This window comes from Vibrio panuliri (assembly GCF_009938205.1).
Lineage (GTDB): Bacteria > Pseudomonadota > Gammaproteobacteria > Enterobacterales > Vibrionaceae > Vibrio > Vibrio panuliri.
Genome location: NZ_AP019654.1, coordinates 2,848,164 through 2,868,967 on the forward strand (window position 1 = coordinate 2,848,164; position 20,804 = coordinate 2,868,967).

At 41.1% G+C, this 20,804-nt stretch carries 26 protein-coding genes; 22 read left to right on the forward strand and 4 right to left on the reverse strand.

What is annotated here, in order from left to right; translation table 11 throughout:
- Positions 1-9: 9 nt before the first annotated feature.
- Both GZK95_RS13000 and GZK95_RS13005 read left to right on the forward strand, forming a co-directional pair.
- Entirely contained in the window at positions 10-1,101 is a 1,092-nt protein-coding gene (locus GZK95_RS13000) for a site-specific integrase (RefSeq protein WP_075715352.1), read from the forward strand.
- 256 nt (positions 1,102-1,357) lie between these two features.
- A complete protein-coding gene (locus tag GZK95_RS13005; RefSeq protein ID WP_075714524.1) occupies positions 1,358-1,771 on the forward strand; it encodes a hypothetical protein in 414 nt (137 codons plus the stop codon).
- Between the two features lie 240 nt (positions 1,772-2,011).
- Here the strand turns inward: GZK95_RS13005 and GZK95_RS13010 are convergent, their stop codons facing one another.
- The 3 genes from GZK95_RS13010 to GZK95_RS13020 all read right to left on the reverse strand — a co-directional run bounded on the left by GZK95_RS13010 (position 2,012) and on the right by GZK95_RS13020 (position 4,047).
- Positions 2,012-2,443: a hypothetical protein gene (locus tag GZK95_RS13010; protein WP_075713722.1), complete on the reverse strand. Its 432-nt coding sequence runs from the start codon at positions 2,441-2,443 to the stop codon at positions 2,012-2,014.
- A gap of 1 nt (position 2,444) precedes the next feature.
- Positions 2,445-3,278 carry a TIR domain-containing protein gene (locus GZK95_RS13015; RefSeq protein WP_075713720.1) on the reverse strand — a complete coding sequence of 278 codons (834 nt, stop codon included), beginning with the start codon at positions 3,276-3,278 and terminating at the stop codon, positions 2,445-2,447.
- 133 nt (positions 3,279-3,411) lie between these two features.
- Positions 3,412-4,047, reverse strand: a complete 636-nt coding sequence (locus GZK95_RS13020; RefSeq protein WP_075713718.1) for an AbiV family abortive infection protein — start codon at positions 4,045-4,047, stop codon at positions 3,412-3,414.
- A gap of 227 nt (positions 4,048-4,274) precedes the next feature.
- On the opposite strand from GZK95_RS13020, the gene GZK95_RS22100 reads away from it, so the two are divergent.
- The 15 genes from GZK95_RS22100 (at position 4,275) to GZK95_RS22415 (ending at position 12,558) form a co-directional block, all read left to right on the forward strand.
- On the forward strand, positions 4,275-4,439 hold the full coding sequence (locus tag GZK95_RS22100) for a hypothetical protein (RefSeq protein WP_170296239.1): 165 nt from the start codon (positions 4,275-4,277) through the stop codon (positions 4,437-4,439).
- 893 nt (positions 4,440-5,332) lie between these two features.
- Positions 5,333-5,572, forward strand: a complete 240-nt coding sequence (locus tag GZK95_RS13025) for a MerR family transcriptional regulator (RefSeq protein WP_075713716.1) — start codon at positions 5,333-5,335, stop codon at positions 5,570-5,572.
- Between the two features lies 1 nt (position 5,573).
- Positions 5,574-5,918 (forward strand): TraK family protein, encoded by a 345-nt coding sequence (locus GZK95_RS13030; RefSeq protein ID WP_075713714.1) that lies wholly within the window; start codon positions 5,574-5,576, stop codon positions 5,916-5,918.
- 258 nt (positions 5,919-6,176) lie between these two features.
- Positions 6,177-6,539, forward strand: coding sequence for a conjugal transfer transcriptional regulator TraJ (gene traJ / locus GZK95_RS13035; RefSeq protein WP_075713712.1), 363 nt, complete (start codon positions 6,177-6,179; stop codon positions 6,537-6,539).
- Positions 6,540-6,544: 5 nt separating this feature from the next.
- Positions 6,545-6,988: a relaxase/mobilization nuclease domain-containing protein gene (locus GZK95_RS13040; RefSeq protein WP_225623936.1), complete on the forward strand. Its 444-nt coding sequence runs from the start codon at positions 6,545-6,547 to the stop codon at positions 6,986-6,988.
- 275 nt (positions 6,989-7,263) lie between these two features.
- On the forward strand, positions 7,264-8,238 hold the full coding sequence (locus GZK95_RS13045) for a thymidylate synthase (RefSeq protein WP_232061563.1): 975 nt from the start codon (positions 7,264-7,266) through the stop codon (positions 8,236-8,238).
- A 66-nt stretch (positions 8,239-8,304) separates the two neighbouring features.
- On the forward strand, positions 8,305-8,862 hold the full coding sequence (locus GZK95_RS13050; RefSeq protein ID WP_151148793.1) for a P-loop NTPase family protein: 558 nt from the start codon (positions 8,305-8,307) through the stop codon (positions 8,860-8,862).
- Positions 8,852-9,235, forward strand: a complete 384-nt coding sequence (locus GZK95_RS22285) for a nucleotide kinase domain-containing protein (protein WP_232061564.1) — start codon at positions 8,852-8,854, stop codon at positions 9,233-9,235. The genes GZK95_RS13050 and GZK95_RS22285 overlap by 11 nt, the downstream gene beginning before the upstream one ends.
- 153 nt (positions 9,236-9,388) lie before the next feature.
- Complete coding sequence (locus GZK95_RS22290) at positions 9,389-9,874, forward strand: nucleotide kinase domain-containing protein (RefSeq protein ID WP_232061565.1); 486 nt, start codon at positions 9,389-9,391, stop codon at positions 9,872-9,874.
- 30 nt (positions 9,875-9,904) lie between these two features.
- Positions 9,905-10,396: a TIR domain-containing protein gene (locus tag GZK95_RS13060; protein ID WP_075714212.1), complete on the forward strand. Its 492-nt coding sequence runs from the start codon at positions 9,905-9,907 to the stop codon at positions 10,394-10,396.
- Positions 10,390-10,692 carry an Nmad2 family putative nucleotide modification protein gene (locus tag GZK95_RS22395; RefSeq protein ID WP_269472831.1) on the forward strand — a complete coding sequence of 101 codons (303 nt, stop codon included), beginning with the start codon at positions 10,390-10,392 and terminating at the stop codon, positions 10,690-10,692. Before GZK95_RS13060 ends, GZK95_RS22395 begins: the two co-directional genes overlap by 7 nt.
- A gap of 4 nt (positions 10,693-10,696) precedes the next feature.
- Positions 10,697-10,843 (forward strand): hypothetical protein, encoded by a 147-nt coding sequence (locus GZK95_RS22400; RefSeq protein WP_269472843.1) that lies wholly within the window; start codon positions 10,697-10,699, stop codon positions 10,841-10,843.
- Positions 10,809-11,054, forward strand: a complete 246-nt coding sequence (locus GZK95_RS22405) for a hypothetical protein (RefSeq protein ID WP_269472832.1) — start codon at positions 10,809-10,811, stop codon at positions 11,052-11,054. The genes GZK95_RS22400 and GZK95_RS22405 overlap by 35 nt, the downstream gene beginning before the upstream one ends.
- 60 nt (positions 11,055-11,114) lie before the next feature.
- Positions 11,115-12,035 carry an SIR2 family protein gene (locus tag GZK95_RS22410; protein WP_269472833.1) on the forward strand — a complete coding sequence of 307 codons (921 nt, stop codon included), beginning with the start codon at positions 11,115-11,117 and terminating at the stop codon, positions 12,033-12,035.
- A 16-nt stretch (positions 12,036-12,051) separates the two neighbouring features.
- Positions 12,052-12,558, forward strand: a complete 507-nt coding sequence (locus tag GZK95_RS22415) for a hypothetical protein (protein WP_269472834.1) — start codon at positions 12,052-12,054, stop codon at positions 12,556-12,558.
- Positions 12,559-12,912: 354 nt separating this feature from the next.
- Here the strand turns inward: GZK95_RS22415 and GZK95_RS13075 are convergent, their stop codons facing one another.
- The gene (locus tag GZK95_RS13075; protein ID WP_075713235.1) at positions 12,913-14,280 is read right to left on the reverse strand and encodes an NCS2 family permease; all 1,368 of its coding nucleotides are present in this window, start codon (positions 14,278-14,280) and stop codon (positions 12,913-12,915) included.
- Positions 14,281-14,637: 357 nt separating this feature from the next.
- Here GZK95_RS13075 and GZK95_RS13080 point away from each other — a divergent pair, with 357 nt between their 5' ends.
- From GZK95_RS13080 to GZK95_RS13100, 5 genes are all read left to right on the forward strand, one after another.
- Positions 14,638-15,081 carry an exoribonuclease R gene (locus tag GZK95_RS13080; RefSeq protein ID WP_075707013.1) on the forward strand — a complete coding sequence of 148 codons (444 nt, stop codon included), beginning with the start codon at positions 14,638-14,640 and terminating at the stop codon, positions 15,079-15,081.
- A gap of 324 nt (positions 15,082-15,405) precedes the next feature.
- A complete protein-coding gene (locus tag GZK95_RS13085; RefSeq protein ID WP_075713237.1) occupies positions 15,406-16,476 on the forward strand; it encodes a TRAP transporter substrate-binding protein in 1,071 nt (356 codons plus the stop codon).
- Positions 16,477-16,992: 516 nt separating this feature from the next.
- Positions 16,993-18,948 (forward strand): PTS mannitol transporter subunit IICBA, encoded by a 1,956-nt coding sequence (locus GZK95_RS13090; protein ID WP_075713239.1) that lies wholly within the window; start codon positions 16,993-16,995, stop codon positions 18,946-18,948.
- Between the two features lie 105 nt (positions 18,949-19,053).
- Positions 19,054-20,202 carry a mannitol-1-phosphate 5-dehydrogenase gene (locus tag GZK95_RS13095; protein ID WP_075713241.1) on the forward strand — a complete coding sequence of 383 codons (1,149 nt, stop codon included), beginning with the start codon at positions 19,054-19,056 and terminating at the stop codon, positions 20,200-20,202.
- Between the two features lie 48 nt (positions 20,203-20,250).
- A complete protein-coding gene (locus GZK95_RS13100) occupies positions 20,251-20,781 on the forward strand; it encodes an MltR family transcriptional regulator (RefSeq protein WP_075707021.1) in 531 nt (176 codons plus the stop codon).
- Positions 20,782-20,804: the final 23 nt, after the last annotated feature.

Here is a 20,804-nt window from a genome sequence, read left to right on the forward strand (position 1 = left end):
AGTACTCACATGGCAACTTTAGTTAAAACTACTTCAGGTACTTGGAAAGCCGTTATTCGAAAAACCGGCTGGCCGACGACGTCCAAAACTTTTCGTCTCAAACGCGATGCCGAGGATTGGGCAAGACGCACTGAAGATGAAATTGTGCGTGGCGTGTATATAAAACGTTCCTCGTCTGAACGACTCACCATTGAAGAAGCATTAAAACGCTACCTGGCAGAAATCTCACCGACCAAACGACCGGCGACCGCTGCCTGTGATGCAAGACATTCCAAACCGATTATCAAAGCCCTGGGGAAATATTCCCTGGCCGCCCTGACGCCCGAAATCATTGCCAAGTATCGAGACGACCGGTTAGCTGGCCTAGACCGTTGCGACGCCAGAGGTAACTCGGCCCCTAAGCCACGCTCACCTAACACCGTGCGCATTGACCTGGCCCTGCTCAGTCACCTGTACAACATTGCGATTAAAGAATGGGGCATCGGCCTGGCAATTAACCCAGTCCAGAATATTCGTAAGCCCTCCCCGCCTTCTGGCCGGGAACGACGCTTAACTGAGGAAGAAGAGTTACAGCTCCTGGAAGCCGTTGAGGCGCACACCAACCCGATGCTGGCCTGGATTGTTCGTATCGCGCTGGAAACCGGTATGCGTTCTTCTGAAATCACTTCTCTGCGCCGCTCTCAGGTTGATTTGAAAAAGCGTGTGGTTTTCCTGGTCGAAACCAAAAACACCATGCCGAGAACCGTTCCGCTTTCTCTCCTGGTGTTAGAATTCTTTAAGCAGGCGATTAATAATCCGGTACGGCCCATTGATACCGACCTGATTTTCTTTGGCGAACCAGGCAAAGACGGCAAGCGACGCCCGTACAACTTCAACAAAGTGTGGATGAAGATTAAAGCCAAGATTGGCCTGAAGGATTTTAAATTCCACGACCTGCGCCACGAGAGCGTCAGCCGCTTGGTTGAAGGTGGGCTAAGTGATCAGCAAGTCGCCGCCATCAGCGGCCACAAATCGATGCAGATGCTACGCCGCTACACGCACCTCAGAGCCGAAGACCTGGTTGAAGAGCTGGACGCGATTGCGAAAGGGAAAAAGGCTTAGACAACTCTGCCCCTCAAGTGTCAATGAAATGAGGATTAAGCCGATGTAGTCTGGCTGTGAGCAATGATCAGGACTGGTTTATTGACACTTGGGGGGCAGTAATACAGAAAGAACTCTAATTGTTACATTCAATACATTTCTAACCCTTTCACAGTTAAAGCTTAACGTGATTTAACACTCAAACTAAATGCTGGATCATGTTTAATATTAAACCTAAAGAGAATCATCTTTGTTTAATAAAACTTAGTGAGACACTATGGATAACCTATTAAAACTACCAGCCATCAAAAGCGTTGCAAATGATTTAGTATTTCCTTCATTAGCCGCAGCATACATGAGCTACTTCCCCGCATCCTTAGCTCAAGAAAACGACATTGCACTTTTGTATAGCCTATGGCCTGAAGCTGGGGTTATTGTAAATCTATTCCTAGCCTTGATTGTAGCAATTTTCGGTTATGCGGCTCTTTTTTCATTCGCTAACTATTTTGAGTCTTATCATTCCATTCCAATGTTCATGATTACAGCGGGCCTAATGTTATCTGTCGTAGTCGCTGCCACATTTGGAATTAGTGAGTTTAGCTGGGTAAATACACCTCTTTCTTTTGCTTTAGCAACTGTTAGCATGACATTTTTCTCTGTGATAGAAAGATCCCAAAAGAATCGTCAATAAATACCGTACATAAGTCGAACGAATGCAGCAAAATGGCACCCACAGCAGGACTGAAAACCGAGTAGGATCACTAGACCAGTGATCTCAGGCGGGAGTGACACGAAGTAAAGTCTCTATACTAGAGATATAAATTAAAATCGCCTACAAGCAACTAATTGAATTCAAAAAAACCTGTAAACAATACAGGGTTTCTGGTTTCTGGTTTCTGGTTTCTGGTTTCTGGTTTCTGGTTTCTGGTTTCTACGATAATGCTCTGATTATCGGGAAAGCTATAAATAGAACAAACAGTTGAACAACGTAAATTGACCAGACTGCATTTTCCTTCATGACTTGCCAACGTATTGAGCACTTTTGCTTTTTTTCTACTCTTCTGTCTACAAGTAGATTGGGATCAAGACTAAAGAGGTCTTCTGTTTTAAAGCTGTCACTTTTAGCATAATCGTAAATGTCACGATATTTTTTTTCTTGATAGAAAAAGAACGCATCAAGCCACCAGAAAAGTAGAACTGGAATGATTGATATTACACAAAAGATTTCATTCTTAGTCCCTCCAGCCAAAGCCAGCATAGCTGTAGTAAGGCTAATAGACCATCCCTTGATAAGAAATGCGTTATTAGCCATTCTGCTAACCACACCTTGTATCAAAGCGAGATAATCACTATTAGGGATCATGTTACCTGTCCTCGTCAATCATAGAAAAAGTATATAGAACATCTAGCGCATCGAACTCTTTCTTTTCGTTGCGAATACATTGAATCCATTGGCTTAAACTGCCAGTATCGTACTCCACGCCACAATCTTCTACCCACTTCGATAAGTTACTTTTATCTAATTTAAGCAGATGTTCTGTAGGCACTGAAAAAGAAAAGCTAGCACTTTTTTCCAGCGATTCGAGACCAGCGCTTTCCAATAAACTCTCTTCTCTATCTGAACTATAGCGCCGACGGATCATAGCGGACGTTTTTAACTCATGCATAATCCATGGCGAGGCGGTTCTTGACTCTTCCTGGCTACCTTTTATCTGCATGTTTTCGAGGGCATTTTCTGTATTAATAAAAAATAAACACTCGGACTTGTCGATTGCCTCTGCTAATGCCGTTGATAGCATTAAGTAAACGTGAGCTGCATTAGAAATTGCAGGCTCATATGCATAAGTTTCTTCTCCATGTCTAGCGTATTTTTCATTCAAATCTTTCAGTAAGTTATTTGCGTACCCCCATACATGAGAGTCCAAAAATGAAGTCAATTTAAACTTCTCATACAGCCAGTTTGCTAATTGCTCTGCCAACTCTAAATCTTTATGAGAATGAGAAATAAACACGTGATACTGTCCTGATGGAAACCATTCTTCTATGATTTTGTCCGCATCAATTTTCCCATCACTAAGCAAGACCTCATTAAACGTGTCGACTATTTTTTCCTGCCTCTTTCTAAGCAATGCACTATACCGCCCGGAATTTGCCAAGAAATCCGACTCACTCAAAGTAAGCTCGAAGCCTTTAAACATTTTATTCTCCCTATAGGTTCTATCTAGCCCCATCACTCATTAGGAGAGAGCACTTCAAATAATATCTCAGCCGCCGAAAGGCACGTTATGCGCAAGATACTGTATAGTGATACCATGTCTAATAATCACTAGTTCACTTTTTAGGAGTCTTCTGAAGAATATCTGAGGCTGCCTGCAATATTGCTTTGTGATCACTATGCGTCATTGAGTCCACTTTAGAGATGTCTGGTAATTGCGTAGGATCCATTTTCGATAATTTTCCGACCTTAGCTTGAAAATTGATTTCTTCTGTATAAGCAAAACGAGCTAACTCTAAATTACGTTGGGCTCTTGCCATATCTATCACACGTTCTGGACATGAAATCTTTCCATCAGTGGATACACCGACATATAAAGAGTTGTTTTTGTATTCATTACGCAAATCTGAAGAAGCCTTAAATGACCGCATTGCATCATTGTAAACTTGCTCATTTCCGCCGATAAAGCACAACGCTGCGTTGCTTACAGTTTCTTGGTTCAATTTGGACTTATGGTCTCTAAGGCGTTTCATGGTTTGCTTCCAATTAACATCAATACCAGCAATTACTCTACGCCCAGCTGCATAAAGAATTTGGCATTTGGCAAGTTCTTCCCTCGCTATATGAGACAAAGTAAAAGAACGGGCATACGCTTTTTTCTTAAAAAGTAACTCAGACTCTCGAATGAGTGCTTTTGCGTTGGTTACTAACGCTTGCATATACTCGTCGATTTGATCGATATTAAGCGACATTAGTATCTCCATGGACTTAACTGTCGTTAGCTTACCAGTTCAACCTATTGACTATACAACGATTTTTTCATAAATTCTCAAGGTAGTAGATTTAGGCAGAAGTTTGGAGTTCAATTCTCCACTTCGGCACCCTAGACATAATAGCCGTACTCATATTTGTAATTATTACACTAAATTACATCAATAATTTGTTAGTTCCACATCCAACAAATAACCGAGGAGGTTTTATGGGAAGTTTTGTTCAAAACGTAAAGTATTTCACTTCAGCAGTAATAAATGGGGTGAGCGCGGTTTGTTCTGGTGTTGTCGCAACTGGTGTAACTTCAGGGTTGAACCTAGAGAGTGTAAGCTCTCTGGGCTTCTTCCTAAATCCACTACATCTAATCAAATAAATCTCCGCCCGATTAACTTCGTAAGCTCACAACTCACCTAAGCATATGAATTTTTGTTAGACGTACGTTTTTCAAGCTTTGTATTAGTTTTAAGATGTTCATGACACTGTTACGCAGGCAAAAGTCTTGGCGAAACCGTTAAACGAGATTTAAGACACTTTCCCGTCTGAACTCTTAGGTCGCCTCATTATAAAACCATAATCATATCTTTGTCGGATGATATAGCTGAGCAGCCCATAAAGCGTCCCCCCATCAAAAACGCCCCTCATATGTCAGCAACACGTCTATAAAAACTTAGGTACCAATCAATCGTTTCAGAAACACAATTAACGACACTTTAGAGACATAGCCATGAGTTCTGAAGACATAGGAACACCTTTGAATCGAAAAAAGATAGCGATTAAAATCACAAAAAACTAGAACATTTAGGAATAAATAGGGTTAGATTAAGAATCTATAGCAATTTAACTACAACTTTTCTTATTCTAGTCACTATCTCTATCAATTCACCGTTTAGCCCTTAAACCTTCTATGTACCCCTCCCTTTTAAACCGTTAACAAATCAACACAAAAATAAAACAACCCAATAAAAACAATTTATTAAACAAACAAAATTGCTAATAAATCATTTAATTTCGATATACCGAAATCAATATATCCCTCGGACGAATTTTAGCGGCTAAAAAACCGTTTAAAAATGGTGAAAACAAAATCAAAAAAAGAAAAGCATAGCTAAACTTCGCCCAAAATCGGCGAAAATAAAGCAAAATCCAGCAATTTGACGCCATTATCAATTTATGATTATCTCAAAACACTTCCCCACGCCACACCCAAGACGCGAACATAAAATGGTGTCCTATTGAGCCGTTACGAACTTTAGGAAGGAGATCAACATGACTACTGAAGAATGGTTATACAGTAAATACGGAAATTCACCGCTGCTTTCGTTTACTCAAGTCGCAGAGATCCTGCATCGCAGCCCTGAAGGATTGAGAATTACTCTTCGCACGAACTGCGATTTAGCCAACAAGCTAAAACCCAATCGACTCAAAATAGGCAGACGCGTGTACTTCAAAGTCTCCGATATCGCCAACTTAATTGACCAGGCTACCCCGGACAATATGGAGGCTTGATATGTCGGATTACGTCAAAGAGCTGCAAGCCTGGATTATTCAGCGCCAGCCTAATACTCGCCGTCCCACCAAGCAGGAAGTCCTTGCAACCTTCCTTGGCGTTCAATCCTTCGTCGAGGAAAGCATAGAGGCCGGATATAGCCTCAAAACCGTTTGGGAGTACCTGACGGAGCAGAAATATATCTCGTTCCGCTATGAAACATTTCTGCGCTACGTAAAGCAGTACATCACGACAGTCCCCAAGCCCAGCACAACCGATAAGCCAGCGAAAGAGAAGCAAAACGTTTCGCGTAAAATCAGTGGATTTTCGCTTGATGCCAAGCCCAATAAGCAGGACTTGATATGAATACGCAGCCACGCTGTTTAAGCGCTGTCAGCTCGCAGTCGCGGCGCTACCAACGCGCAATTGCGCGATAGCAGCGCAGCATACCTGCGATATCCAAAACACAGTTGCGGGTGATATTGCGGGCAGGATAGGTGAAGTGGTCCCCCCGACAAGTCGGCGGTTACCACTTCACTTCCCTTATTCGCGCCAGGGCGCTCAACGGTAATCCTGCCCTGCGGGGCCGAGTCAGTAACAGACGGTTCGAGACGGAGACAACACATGAATCATTCACAGAAAGTCACCAGAAAGAATACGACGCCAATCAAAGTCTATTGCCTGCCGGAAGAGCGTGAACGGATTGAAGCCAACGCCAAACAAGCCGGGCTGAGCGTATCCACTTATCTGCGCAGAATTGGTCAGGGACGCCAAGTGAAAAGCGTCGTCGATTCTGAGCAAGTGCGGGAACTGGTTAAGGTAAACGGCGATCTTGGCCGTCTTGGCGGTTTACTCAAACTCTGGCTGACCAACGATGTTAAAGCCGCGCAAATCGGTGTGCCGACCATCAAGGCCGTGCTGAACCGGATTGATACCACCAAAGATCAAATGAGCACCATCATGGAGTCGGTCCTGCGCCAAAGGTGATAGTCATGATTGTTAAACACATTCCGATGCGTTCCACGCACAAATCTGATTTTGCCGGCTTAATTGATTATCTCACCGATGCTCAGAGCAAAGAGCACCGCTTGGGACACGTAAAGCTGACGAACTGCCACGCCGATTCGGTCCGGGATGCAATCAGCGAAGTGCTCGCCACTCAGCAGTCGAACACCCGGGCAAAGAACGATAAAACCTATCACCTGATCATCAGCTTCCGAGCCGGTGAACAGCTTGCTCAGAACGTGCTTTCAGAGATTGAAAAACGTGTGTGTGACAGCCTTGGATTTAACGGACATCAACGTATCAGCGCCGTTCACAACGACACGGACAACCTGCATATCCATGTTGCCATTAATAAGATTCATCCCACGCGCCACATCATGCATGAACCGTATGCCGCCTATCGAACCTTGGCCGAACAATGTGATAAGTAGTAGACAAATATGCAATTCATCACTTCACTCCCCCCAAAACGCACAATATGATAATAGTAGATTATAAACTGGAAACATCGTATGACTTAGAGTTCCTTAAAGGCTGTTACATTTTATAGAAACAAGCCATTTGTAGGTTTACAAGGGACCTCTTTAACCTAGAGAGCCATGCGACGGAGACTATTGAAGCAGTTTATCAACTAAAAATGCCAACTTAAAAGCATGAGGTTCCGGTTATGCATATCGTTTATGGAGATACTATTAACGATGTAATAATGAAAATCCTAGAAAAGGTACTCACTGAAGGCACCTGCCTATCAACGAGGAACGGAGATGCTTTAACCATCTATGATGCTAGTTTGATCTTACATAATCCAAGATCAAGGCATCTAAGTCTATTGGGCAGGAAAAACAATATCTTTTCCACTTTTGCTGAAGCTATGTGGGTTCTCGCTGGTGATAACCGAATTGAACCATATCTAAAGTTTTTTCTCCCAAGAGCACCTAAATATTCAGATGACGGAGTAGTTTGGCGCGCAGCCTATGGAGAAAGGCTATATGCTCATGGGCAACTAGAGAATGTCATAAATCAATTCAAAAAAGATGGCATTTTCACACGACGAGCCGTCCTTAGTTTATACATGCCTGACAGAGACACAGACGAAAGTCTAAAGAATGTATATAACTTACAAAACAGTGTAGATATTCCTTGCAATAACTTAATACATTTCTTCGTTACTCCGGACAAAAAATTAAATATAAAGATCATACAAAGAAGTGGGGATCTTATATTTGGTATAAGTAATATCAATATTTTTGAATTTAGTCTACTTCAAGAAATAGTAGTATCAGTTTTACAAAACGAAGTAGATAGTGAAATTAAAGTTGGATATTTACATCAATCAGTAACAAATCTACACATATATAAAAAAAGAATAGAACAAGCCAAAGATATATATAATAACAAGGAGAAACAACAAACCAATATACTAAACAATGACGAAATAAAATTCCCTAACTCACTACCTAAAATAAAGTCATTATTCATTGATATAGTTGAATTTTTTAATACTCTCATTACAGAAAACCATAATAAAGAAAGAATTCCAGAAGAAGTTAAGATTTTAGAAGGTATTTTTGACAAGTATTGCGTAGAGAAAGAAAAAAAACTACTTTGGGGATACGCAGAAGCGGTTTCTATCATATATACATCAAGAAAAATTCAATCAACCCATTGTGATAAAAAATGAGTTCAGTGATGACTTTAATCTCAGTATAAGTTCAAATCACTTCAATAAAACCAATAAGGAAAATATATGAAAATTGCATTCATGGGAGTGTCCGGAAGTGGTAAAGATTTTCTAGCTAGATATCTAATAGATGAACATAAATTCATTAGATTATCTTTCAGTGATCAATTGAAAAAACTAGCCAACCACATTTACCCATGGATGGAAAAGGACTATTTTCCCGAAGAAAAAACGTTACCAATAAACATTACATTGCCCACTGGTGAGTCAATCAAACACACCCCAAGAGACATTTGGCTACATCTTAATAAACTCAGAGAAATAGAAGATAGAATATTCATCAGAATGCTATCAGAAGAATTAATTAACTTGGAAGAGAGATACAAAGAAAATCAAAACATAATCATTACTGATATAAGATCTAACGAAGAATTTATATGGTGTAAGAATAATGGATTCATAGTAGTTTACATAGAAAGAAGTAACAATAATTATGAAAAATATGACATTGACAAATATATAAATTTAAATAAATCAAAAACGGATTATCAGTTTATAAATAATGAAGATGGAATGGGTAATTTTAAAACCTTCATAGAAGAGGTGTTATCTAGTGGATATTAAAAATGATCAGCTCTTCTGTAATGTAAGAGAAAGGAAGATAAAAAACTCTAAACCAGTTTTAAATGATAGTGTTATTCGAGAATGGTTTCATCATCAAAGGGAGAGAACATCAATCTATTACAAAAAAATACTTTGTCTCCCACCTTATTGGACAGATGATGAAATATTGAAAAATTACAAATTTGTAAATACAAAAAGAACTTGGGATAGAGAAACGAAATGGTTGTTAAAAAATATCATCAACAACCATTCAGTAAGCTATGATAACAAAATACTCAACTCATTTTTATTTCGAGTTATAAACAAAAGTGATACTTTAAGAGAAATCAATGCACCATTTGATTTTTTCAAAAATGAACATCAAATACATTAATGAAACAATCAGAGAACAGCTCAATAATATATCTTTAAAAAATCCAAACTATGTTTTTTTTCAGTGCAGCCTACATTCTTGGAGGACCCAAAGTTAACTTTGGTAAATTTCTAGAGGAAATAGAAGGTAAAACTGAAAAACATGATTTTAAGGATGATAAAATTTGTTTTTTACAACCAAGATAAAATAGTAAATGGCGTAAATGTTTCTGCAAACCAACTAGAAGTATTTAATCACCTAAAGTCATTTTCAGGAATTGGTAATTTTCTCGCCTACCAAATTTTCGTAGACTTAACATATATAAATAAATTTCCTTTTACAGAGATGAATTTTGTCGTATCAGGTCCGGGATGTGAAAGGGGAATAAATTGGATATTTTCCGACAGAGACGGAATGAATAGCGAAGAATGTCTTTTCTGGTTTACTTTAAATCAAAATAAAATATCAGAAGAGTATAAAGAAAAATGGGATATGGATGAAATATTCCACTTTCTCCCCAAAGAAGAAAGAACATATACATTAATGGACATGGAAAATAGCGGTGCATGTGAGATCGATAAAAGATGTCGAACTAAGTTTAATAATAAGAGACCAAAACAAAAATATTATTACCAAGATAATAATTTAAAATTATTTTAATGAATATAAATAACCAATAAGGGTTGTCTAATGGTTAAAGAAGTCAAGAAAAATGTTTTTGTGAGCCATCATCACAAAGATGATGCTAGTGTTGATGGAATATCACGTCTAGCAGCAGGAAAAGGTTACCAGTTACGAAATAGTTCTGTAAGAATGAAACCTGAAAACGAGAGACGTGTTGAAGAAAAAAAGGTTAGTGATAGGACTATAGCTCGCTTGCTTAGAATGAAAATGAGATGGGCAAGTCAGGTAATAGTTGTTATAGGGAAAGAAACACATACTAGACCGTGGGTAAACTGGGAAATTCAAGCTGCTCATCAACTTGGAAAACCTATCATTGGTGTGTACGAGAATGGTTTAACAGGAAATGTAACACTACCCGAAAACCTCGAAAAATATGCAACATCTATCGTTTCTTGGAGAAGCGACGCTATTATAAACGCATTAGAAGGAAAAATTAGCTTTCAAAAACCCGATGGTACGGAGCGTGATAATGTACAAGGGGGTAATGTCGTATGCTAATTGAACCTAGCTCTATTCTTTATGCTTATGCAATAACGCGAGATTTTGGTTTCGCCCCTAACCCATTCCATGGTTTTTGTACCTTAGCAACATGTAAACCAGGCATTAGAAACACTGCTAAGGTAGGTGACTGGATACTAGGAGTTGGTGGAGCAAACTTAAAGAACGCGAAAAAGAAGTGCATTCTATTAATGAAAGTTACTGAAAAAATGAGCTTTGATGATTATTGGGATGATCATAGGTTTTCTATAAAAAAAACCAGCAAGGAATGGGAGTCGTGTTCAGGTCTTAGGTGATAACATATATCATAAAGATAAAAATGGTGAATGGATTCAAGAAGACTCTCATCATAGCAATCCTGATGGTTCATTTAATATGACCAATCTATATCGTGATACAAAAAGCGAACCAAGTGTTGATTTCAGACCACTTTTATTATTTCGGTGATAAGGCAATTGAAGTAGATTTAGGATCAATTGGGTATAATCGAATTAGAAACTATAAAAAAATCTCTTTAGATAAATCAAAACCCGCTAAAAAGATAATAGAAGAAATCGATATTAAATTTCACAGTGATAAAAACATTATTATTTCCGACCCGTGTCAGTTTTCTGACTTTTATAAAAGAGTGGACCAAGGTACTGGAGAGCTTTATTAAATTTTGGTTGTTATTTTGTATAAATAACCATTCTAAGATTAATGTAAAAATGGAATATCTATGATGGACTTACGGAAAAAGGCATTTCTAAGAGATTTGGAAAAAGAACTCGCTGAAGAGAATGTTGCTGTTTTTGCTGGAGCTGGAATGTCAGCTGGATCAGGTTTTGTTAATTGGGCCGAACTTCTTCGTCCTATAGCCGAAGAGCTAGGTTTAGATGTTGATAAAGAGAATGATCTCGTTGCTCTTGCTCAATACCATTGCAACGATAACGCTAACAATCGAAGCCAATTAAATCAAAGACTGATAGATGAGTTTTCACGTAAATCTATAGAAACAGAAAATCACCGAATTTTATGCCGCCTACCAATACGGACTTACTGGACAACCAATTACGATAAAATAATCGAAAATGCGCTTGAAAAGTCAGGAAAAGTTTCTGATGTTAAGCACACTAATGATCATTTATCAACAACAAAGCCAAAGCGTGATGCTGTTGTATACAAGATGCATGGTGATGTAGAACATGCAAGCCAAGCTGTATTAACAAAAGATGACTATGAACGCTATCATGTAAAGATGGATCAATATTTGGCCAATCTTAAAAGTGACCTCATCTCTAAAACATTTATATTCATAGGTTTTAGCTTCACCGATCCAAACTTGGATTATATTCTTAGTCGAGTTAGAGTTGCTTACGAAAACAATCAAAGAAGACATTATTGTTTCATTAGAAACGTAAAGAAAGATAAAAATGAGGAAGAAGCAGACTTTGAATACAGAAAAAGAAAACAACTTTTTTTCATCAAAGATTTAGAGAGATTCAATATAAAGACAATTCTTGTAGATGAATATGAAGAAATTACTGATCTTCTTATAAAACTAGAAATAAAATACAAATCAAGAACTATATTCATTTCTGGAGCTGCTTGTGAGTATGGAGATTTAGAAGAAAAAAGAAGCATTAAGGTTTGTCTATGATCTAAGTAAAATGCTAGTGAAAAATAATTTAAGAATTGTTTCTGGCTTTGGTGTTGGAATTGGCAGTACTGTAATTTCTAGCGTGCTTGAGGAAACCTTTAATAACAAATTGGCAAAAATTGAGGACCATCTTGTCTTACGGCCTTTTCCTCAGTCCACAGAAGGAGAACAACCTTTAAGCTCTCTATGGACAAAGTATCGCGAAGATATGATTAATTATGCGGGCATTGCTTTATTTTTATTCGGTAACAAACAAGCTGGAAACGATATTATTTTATCAAACGGCATGCGTGAAGAATATGAGATAGCAAAAAAGCAAGGACTTCTTCTGCTTCCGGTTGGCTCTACAGGTTACATGGCTGAAGAGCTTTGGACTGAGTTAAACTCTGAGATCCAAAAAAGAACAGACCTGTCGTTGAGAATGAAAGAGCTATACAAAAAATTAGGGACTGAAAAATTTAATGCTAATAACGTAATTGATATAATCATGGAGATTATATCTTTAAGAGACGAAGAGCAGTAGAAGCCTTACCCAGCACAATCAACGTAAGGTACACAGTGTAGGCTATAGGTACACTAGAGGTACAGTCACTAGTTTTGACACCTTTACCAAAACTACGCTAAACTACTGTTTAGTAAATACTTTAATGTATTTTTAGTTACGCTTAATTTACCTCGGTTTTCCTAGATTTCCTGCGTTAGTGGCTAACTCATAATCGATTGGTCCCCAGTTCAAGTCTGGGAGGGGCCACCAAATTTTGAAAGCCTGATGAAGAAATTCATCAGGCTTTTTTTGTTTTTATCACCAACACTTTTTACCGATACAAAAAAGGCTGACGATATCGTCAGCCTAAATTCAGACCGTCTTCGATTTAGCTTAGATAGCCCAACCGCCCGCGTAGAAGCCAACCAGAAGCAGAGTCAGTAACACAATACCGACACTTAGCTTCTTCCACTCACCAGCCACGATGCGTCCGCAAACTAGGCACAAGAAGCCAAGCATAATGCCCGTAACAATATTGGCCGTTAAGACGATAAATACCGCACACACAAGCCCAGATAAGGCATCGATTGAATCACTGAAGTCTAGTTTGCTGACATTACTCAGCATCAGTAAACCAACATACATTAATGCCGGTGCTGTCGCGTAGCTTGGTACTAAGTAGCTAATTGGAGAAATAAACAGTACCAATAAAAACAGCAGGCCAACCACAACCGCCGTCAAGCCCGTTTTACCACCAGCAGCCGTACCAGCAGCAGATTCAATATAAACCGCTGCAGGAGAGCCACCAAAGAAGCCAGATGCAATACTCGCTACTGAGTCTGAGGTTAACGCTTTACCACCATCAATAATATTGCCATCTTTATCCAGCAAGTTGGCTTGGCCCGCCACTGCGCGAATCGTACCTGTGGCATCAAAAATCGCCGTCATAACTAACGCTAATACGCTTGGTAACACCAGTGGGCTAAATGCCCCCATAATATCCATCGCGCCAAAAAGTGAATGCTCACCACCAAACTGTGGCATCGCAAAAAAGCCTTGGTACTCAACATTAGGATCGAAAATCAAACCAAATACCGAGATGGCTACAATCACCAACAGAATGCCGCCCGGCACTCGGCGCTTCTCCAAACCAAAAATAGCCGCAAGTCCCAGAACCGACATCAGCACAGGCAGAGAGGTGAAGTCACCAAACTTAACCGGTAGACCTGCTGCTGGGTTCTTTTCAACTAAACCGACACCATTGGCAGCGATAAGCAATAGAAAGAGACCAATACCGATACCAGTACCATGAGCAATGCCGACTGGAAGGTGAGTAAGTATCCACTGACGTAAACCCGTTACGGTAATCGCAGTAAACACTACCCCCATCAAAAATACCGCGCCTAAGGCCACAGGGATAGAAACACCTTGCCCCAAGACTAAACTGAACGCGGTAAACGCGGTTAATGAGATCGCACAACCAATGGCCATCGGTAAGTTAGCCCAAAAACCCATTAGCAATGAACCAAAAGCAGCCACTAAACAGGTCGCGATAAATACGGCCCCCTGATCGAAGCCAGCTGCACCCAGCATACTTGGAACGACAATTACGGAGTAGACCATTGCGAGGAAAGTCGTAAGACCCGCCAACACCTCCTGGCGAACATTACTGCCACGAGCAGAGATGGAGAAGTACGAATCTAGCTTACTCTTGCGGGTCGCTAACTCGTTATGAGCGGATGTCGGAGTCTGATCTGACATGGTTTTACCTATCTATAATTGGAGACTCAGTACCAGAAAGGCATCAAAGCCCTACTGGTTAAAATCGGTCTTGATGAAAATTTAACAAAGCGAAAAGTTCGGCTTTAGCGATGAACTAATGTATTAGTCAGGCTATTTAAAGGCGACGAAATTACTCCTTTCTCACCTCAATGACAAGTGATTTAAACCTTTGCCGCAAACGTTATCGTCAAGCAAATTGAGGATCTTGTACCGCTGAATTTACAACTGCGAAAGTTTCGATATCGAATTCAATCACTAATAAGGAAAATGGGGGATTAGATACAGCGACGGTCAAACACGCTACAATAAAGACAAATCGTACATATGAGAGCAATCATGCAGCAAGATTACACCTTTGATTACCTGTCCACTACCCCTCGAGAAGAGCTTGAAGAACTGAGTTTACGCTTAATCAACCGACTCATATCTGACGACGAAATGAGCGAACTGTTTACTTTTGATGGCGATGAGACGGAATCGGAAGACAAACTGCAAGAGGCGCAACTTGATGCAATGCTACGACTCAATGCGATAGCAATAAGCCAACTTCCTGCACTGTTTGCTGAGTCAGAAAACGCTAAGCAAAACATACTACGAATGCAACGTTTGCTCCTTTGGCACTTTTACGCCATCTCTTTTCGTTTAGAGCGTGCCATTCCACTGGAAGTACACTGCAATCATGTTGAAACCATCTTAAAACAAAGCCCTGAGCATACCCTTGAATGGGTAACCACTCTGACCGATTTACTTCGTCAGTACGCTAAGATTGCTCAATCTTAATTTGTAAGAGCAGCCAATGTTACCTTGGTTGCTCTTTTGTTTGTCTCACAACATGCCAATCATCGCTCTTAGTTCCCACCACAAAACTCCTCGCGTGATCCACTCGATAGAATTAAAAATACGATGATGAGCTACTGATTTGACTTTCTATGTCATGAAGACAAAGCGGTTGAGTTTCGAGCAACAGAGATCGCTATACGATACTCTCATCACCACAACTTATGCTGCAACGTACCGAAGAAGTCGCCCGATAATGACTTGACGGAGAAAAAAAGAACTTTAACCCTACAGGCGATAAAGTAGTCAATACAGGAAGTTCTTATAATGAATAAATGGATCAATCAAGCATGGGTAGTCCTCGCAGCCGTATCATTCGGCTTCGGGGCAACCCATGCTGTTGCACAAGAAAAAATCTACCGTTTAAAGCTCGCTGAAACTTGGGGACCAAATACACCCATCCTCGGTGACGCTTCAAAAAACATGGCGAAGTTAGCCGCAGAAATGTCAAATGGACGCCTACAAATTCGCATTGATTCTGCCAACAAACACAAAGCCCCCTTAGGGGTTTTCGATATGGTGAAGTCAGGTCAATACGATCTCGGTCACTCCGCTTCTTATTACTGGAAGGGCAAAGTACCTAACACCATGTACTTCTCTGCAATGCCATTTGGCATGATGTCTACCGAGCAATACGCTTGGTTCTATCATGGGGGCGGAATGGAACTGATGCAGGAAGTGTATGCACCACACAACCTACTCTCTTTTCCCGGTGGAAACTCAGATATTCAGATGGGTGGATGGTTTCAAAAAGAGATCAAGAGCATCGATGATCTAAAAGGTCTCAAGATTCGCATCCCTGGTTTTGCCGGAGAAGTAATGGCACGCGTCGGAGCGAAGCCAACCAACATTGCCCCTGGGGAGCTATACACTTCATTAGAACGCGGAACGATTGACGCCCTTGAATGGGTTGGCCCCGCCTTTGACTTGCGCATGGGCTTTCAAAAAGTCGCCCCGTACTACTATACCGCTTGGCATGAACCTGGCTCTGAGACCCAGTTCTTAGTCAACAAGAAAGTATGGGAGAAACTACCAAGCGATCTTCAAACCATTTTAGAAACGGCCTTTCGTGTCGCTGCGTTTGACATGTACACCCAAGCAATTGATGCCAACGCAAATAGCTGGGCTTCAATGAGCGCTGATTATCCCGAAATTAAAGTCATGAACTTCCCACCAGAAGTGATTCAACGCCTTAATCAGGAAAAGGAGAAGCTATTAGACGAGTTCGCAGCCAACGATCCTTTAGCCAAGCGAATTATCGACTCGCAACGTCAATATCTAAGCAAAGTTCGTCCATGGACAGATATCTCGACTAAAGCTTACCTTAATAGCAACTAATCCAATTCAATATCCATTAAGGTTCGGTATTAAATCGAACCTTAATTACCACTTTAGGGCTAGCACAACGCCCCTCATCATCGCAACCCTAGCAATGTTATTAAATTTCAAAATAACAATAAACTCGACACAAATCACATTACACCCAAACATCACCAGAAGAGTAAACCCAACACAGATCACATTTCATGATTATCTCGAGATCGATGTTAGCAAATAAGTGATCCAGATCGACTTAAATTTATATGTGAAAAATTTATTTATGAGAAGTTAAGCAACTTAAAGTTGTTGACTTTTTATACAGAGGGGTTTTGTTGGAAAATTACACAGCACAGTTTTGACACTGGTCACGTAAAAAATATTTGGTCGGGCAATTTCTTTGCTAGTGGTCACAAAAAACCCGTTGTCAGTTCTAAAATTAAATCGTGTGGTAAATTGATTGGGTACTAAGCAATCAGCGGCTTTTGCCGAGCCGTTACTCAACAACCTAATCAGAACGTCGAACGGGGAATCCTTATGATATCACCAGACACTAAGATCAAGATACAAAATTTTGGTCGCTTCCTATCCAATATGGTTATGCCCAATATCGGCGCGTTTATCGCGTGGGGCTTTATTACTGCACTTTTTATTCCGACCGGATGGCTACCTAACGAAACACTCGCTTCGATGGTCGGCCCTATGATTACCTACCTACTGCCTCTCCTAATTGGTTACACGGGCGGTAAATTAGTCGGTGGCGATCGCGGCGCTGTAGTAGGTGCCATTACGACGATGGGTGTCATTGTCGGCACAGATATCCCAATGTTTATGGGCGCGATGATGGTCGGTCCAATGGGCGGCTGGGCTATTAAGAAGTTCGATAACTATATTGATGGCAAGGTTAAAAGTGGTTTTGAGATGTTGGTTAACAACTTCTCTGCCGGCATTATCGGTATGCTGTGTGCCATTCTAGCCTTTTTCTTGATTGGTCCTTTTGTCAAAGTGCTTTCTGGTACACTTGCAGCTGGCGTTAATTTCCTTGTCTCTGCTCACCTACTTCCTTTGACCTCTATTTTTGTTGAGCCAGCGAAAATTCTGTTCCTCAACAACGCCATCAACCATGGTATTTTCTCACCATTAGGTATCCAACAGGCTTCAGAAACAGGCCAATCAATCTTCTTCTTGATTGAAGCGAACCCAGGTCCTGGTCTTGGTATTTTGCTCGCCTACATGGTATTTGGCAAAGGTACGGCTCGCCAAACTGCCGGTGGTGCATCCATCATCCACTTCTTCGGTGGTATCCATGAAATCTACTTCCCGTACATTCTGATGAACCCTCGTCTAATTCTTGCTGCGATTGCAGGCGGTATGACAGGCGTGTTCGTGCTGACTATGTTCAATGCTGGTATCGTTTCTCCAGCTTCTCCGGGCTCAATCTTCGCGATTTTATTGATGACACAAAAAGCGTCGATTGTTGGCGTGTTGGCATCAATCTTCTCAGCAACAGCAGTCTCATTTGCTGTCGCAGCACTGCTAATGAAAACCCAATCAACGACAGAAGAAGATGGTGACAAAGCCGCATTAGACAAAGCAACAAGCCAAATGCGTGAGATGAAATCAGGCGATAAAGCGCAAGGCGATGTCGTCAGTGCAAAAAGCAAAAATAATATCGATATGGCAACAGTCCAAAGCATCATAGTGGCCTGTGATGCCGGCATGGGGTCTAGCGCGATGGGCGCAAGCATGCTGCGTAAGAAGGTTCAGGATGCTGGTTTAAACATCCATGTAACCAACCTAGCTATTAACAATTTGCCTGAGAGTGTCGATATCGTGATTACCCATAAAGACTTAACTGATCGTGCTCGCAAGCACGCACCGAATTCAACGCATATTTCACTCACCAACTTCCTAGATAGTGAAATGTACAACCAACTTGTGACTAAGCTACTCGCCGCACAAAAGCAAACTGCAGCAAACGATGACCAAATGATTAAAGTATCGGTACTGGCTGCCAACGACGATAGCTTTGAGCCACAGCAACCTTCAGTATTCCAGATTCAAGCAGAAAACATTCATCTTGGTTTGCAAGCAACAAGCAAACAAGAAGCGATTGAATTTGCAGGAAATAAACTCGTAGAACTGGGCTATGCAGAACCAGAGTACGTTGCGGCAATGTTTGAACGTGAAAAACTTGTCCCTACCTATCTTGGTGAGTCTATTGCAGTGCCACACGGAACTATCGAAGCAAAAGACAAAGTTAAGAAAACCGGCATTGTTATTTGCCAATACCCATCCGGTGTCCAGTTCACCGATGATAAAGAAGACGTTGCGAAGCTAGTGATTGGTATCGCAGCTAAAAATGACGAGCATATTCAAGTCATTACCACAATAACTAACGCACTCGATGAGCCTGATGCCATCGATACGCTGACCAGTACAACAGATGTCAATCAGATTCTCGACATTCTGTCCGGCACCAAAGCCGCTTAATCAGCAATAAACACGCTCCTGAGCGTCCTTGAGGTCGACTATCACCCCCTATGTGGTTGACCTCAACCTAAAACCGTCGTTAGTAAATTATGAGTAGGTAAGATTATGAAAAATGCAGTTCATTTTGGTGCAGGTAATATTGGTCGTGGCTTTATTGGCAAACTACTTGCTGATGCAGATGTCGCAGTGACATTCGCAGACGTCAACGAACCTTTGGTTGATCAAATCAGCCACAAGCAAGAATACAAAGTTAAAGTGGTTGGATCACAGTGCACCGTTGATACGGTGACCCATGTCACCGCAGTAAACTCCGCCAGCAATGATGTTATCGAACAGATTGTAAAGACCGATTTGGTGACCACCGCTGTTGGCCCGAACGTGCTGGATATTATCGCTAAAACCATCGCTAAAGGGATTGAGAAACGCCTCGAAGCGGGTAATGAACAACCACTGAACATTATCGCATGTGAGAACATGGTACGCGGCACTACCCATCTTAAAGGCGAAGTGTACCAGTACCTTGATCCACAACTTCATGCCAAAGTGGATGAACTGATTGGTTTTGTAGATTCTGCCGTTGACCGTATTGTGCCACCAGCAGAAGCGGCAAACGATGATCCGCTTGAAGTCACCGTCGAAAGCTTTAGTGAATGGATCGTTGATGAGCAGCAATTTAAAGGCGAAGTGCCTCAAATCAGCGGCATGGAAAAGACCGACAATTTAATGGCTTTTGTTGAACGTAAACTCTTTACGCTCAATACCGGTCATTGCATTACGGCATACTTGGGCAACTTAAAAGGCCATCGCACGATTCGTGAAGCCATCGAAGATGCTGAAATTCGAGCCGATGTAAAACAAGCCATGTGTGAGAGTGGTGAGGTGCTCATTCGTCGTTACGGGTTTGATCGCGCATTGCACGCCGCCTACATCGAGAAAATTTTGGGTCGTTTCGCCAATCCTTATCTGATTGATGAAGTTGACCGCGTAGGTCGTCAACCTATCCGTAAATTAGGTGCAAATGATAGATTAATTAAGCCGTTACTAGGTACAATTGAGTATGGCATTGAAAATAAAACGCTTTTGAAAGGTATTGCCGCAGCACTGAAGTACACCAATGACAGTGACCCTCAAGCAATCGAACTTCAAACCTCTTTGCAAGAAAATGGTGTTAAGAAAACCCTTGCCTACTATACGGGGTTAAATGAAAACAGCGCGGAGCTGACTCAAATCGAAGCGCTTTATCTACAACTCTAACAACATCAGGGGAGCACTGCTCCCCTATTAATTTTTTTAGATCAGTTTATGGCAGATAAAATCAACGAAACCGAGATCATTGAACGATTGAATAGCGCGACGTCGGTTCGCGGATTCTTTGTCGCCGCCGTTGATGTGTTTAACGACTCAATTGACGCACTTGTGCAACGAATTTTCCGCAAAGATAACTTCGCAGTGCAGTCGGTAGTGGGTCCACTATTGCAGGACTCAGGACCACTCGGTGATCTTTCCGTACGTTTAAAGCTCCTTTACGGACTCGGTGTACTCCCTGACGACGTCTACCACGATATCGACAGTATTATCAAACTCAAGAACAAGTTGAATAGCGAGGACTCTGACTTTGAGTTTACTGAGCCCAAAATACTCGACGCGATAAAACAGCTCCATCTGGTAAAAAAAATGAGCATGGTGCAGTTAGAAGTTCGTGAGCCCGACGACGACATTGACCTTGAGTTTTATCAGCTTCAACTTCAGCGACAGCAACAGGTAATCAAATCAGGGCTGTCATTGGCCATCGTGAGCATTTGCAATGAACTCGATAAAGAGAGTCCATTCTAATCTCACGATGTTAGCGCGCTCAG

Excerpts from the sequence above, each read along its gene's own strand:
- GZK95_RS13095 (WP_075713241.1), top strand. The coding sequence starts at position 19,054 with ATGAAAAATGCAGTTCATTTTGGTGCAGGTAATATTGGTCGTGGCTTT.
- GZK95_RS13100 (WP_075707021.1), top strand. The coding sequence starts at position 20,251 with ATGGCAGATAAAATCAACGAAACCGAGATCATTGAACGATTGAATAGC.
- GZK95_RS13060 (WP_075714212.1), top strand. The coding sequence starts at position 9,905 with ATGGTTAAAGAAGTCAAGAAAAATGTTTTTGTGAGCCATCATCACAAA.
- GZK95_RS13025 (WP_075713716.1), top strand. The coding sequence starts at position 5,333 with ATGACTACTGAAGAATGGTTATACAGTAAATACGGAAATTCACCGCTG.
- GZK95_RS13050 (WP_151148793.1), top strand. The coding sequence starts at position 8,305 with ATGAAAATTGCATTCATGGGAGTGTCCGGAAGTGGTAAAGATTTTCTA.
- GZK95_RS13085 (WP_075713237.1), top strand. The coding sequence starts at position 15,406 with ATGAATAAATGGATCAATCAAGCATGGGTAGTCCTCGCAGCCGTATCA.
- GZK95_RS13090 (WP_075713239.1), top strand. The coding sequence starts at position 16,993 with ATGATATCACCAGACACTAAGATCAAGATACAAAATTTTGGTCGCTTC.
- GZK95_RS13030 (WP_075713714.1), top strand. The coding sequence starts at position 5,574 with ATGTCGGATTACGTCAAAGAGCTGCAAGCCTGGATTATTCAGCGCCAG.
- GZK95_RS13000 (WP_075715352.1), top strand. The coding sequence starts at position 10 with ATGGCAACTTTAGTTAAAACTACTTCAGGTACTTGGAAAGCCGTTATT.
- GZK95_RS13075 (WP_075713235.1), bottom strand. The coding sequence starts at position 14,280 with ATGTCAGATCAGACTCCGACATCCGCTCATAACGAGTTAGCGACCCGC.
- GZK95_RS22395 (WP_269472831.1), top strand. The coding sequence starts at position 10,390 with ATGCTAATTGAACCTAGCTCTATTCTTTATGCTTATGCAATAACGCGA.
- GZK95_RS13045 (WP_232061563.1), top strand. The coding sequence starts at position 7,264 with ATGAAAATCCTAGAAAAGGTACTCACTGAAGGCACCTGCCTATCAACG.
- traJ (WP_075713712.1), top strand. The coding sequence starts at position 6,177 with ATGAATCATTCACAGAAAGTCACCAGAAAGAATACGACGCCAATCAAA.
- GZK95_RS13010 (WP_075713722.1), bottom strand. The coding sequence starts at position 2,443 with ATGATCCCTAATAGTGATTATCTCGCTTTGATACAAGGTGTGGTTAGC.
- GZK95_RS22100 (WP_170296239.1), top strand. The coding sequence starts at position 4,275 with ATGGGAAGTTTTGTTCAAAACGTAAAGTATTTCACTTCAGCAGTAATA.
- GZK95_RS13020 (WP_075713718.1), bottom strand. The coding sequence starts at position 4,047 with ATGTCGCTTAATATCGATCAAATCGACGAGTATATGCAAGCGTTAGTA.
- GZK95_RS13015 (WP_075713720.1), bottom strand. The coding sequence starts at position 3,278 with ATGTTTAAAGGCTTCGAGCTTACTTTGAGTGAGTCGGATTTCTTGGCA.
- GZK95_RS13040 (WP_225623936.1), top strand. The coding sequence starts at position 6,545 with ATGATTGTTAAACACATTCCGATGCGTTCCACGCACAAATCTGATTTT.
- GZK95_RS13005 (WP_075714524.1), top strand. The coding sequence starts at position 1,358 with ATGGATAACCTATTAAAACTACCAGCCATCAAAAGCGTTGCAAATGAT.
- GZK95_RS13080 (WP_075707013.1), top strand. The coding sequence starts at position 14,638 with ATGCAGCAAGATTACACCTTTGATTACCTGTCCACTACCCCTCGAGAA.
- GZK95_RS22410 (WP_269472833.1), top strand. The coding sequence starts at position 11,115 with ATGATGGACTTACGGAAAAAGGCATTTCTAAGAGATTTGGAAAAAGAA.
- GZK95_RS22290 (WP_232061565.1), top strand. The coding sequence starts at position 9,389 with ATGATAAAATTTGTTTTTTACAACCAAGATAAAATAGTAAATGGCGTA.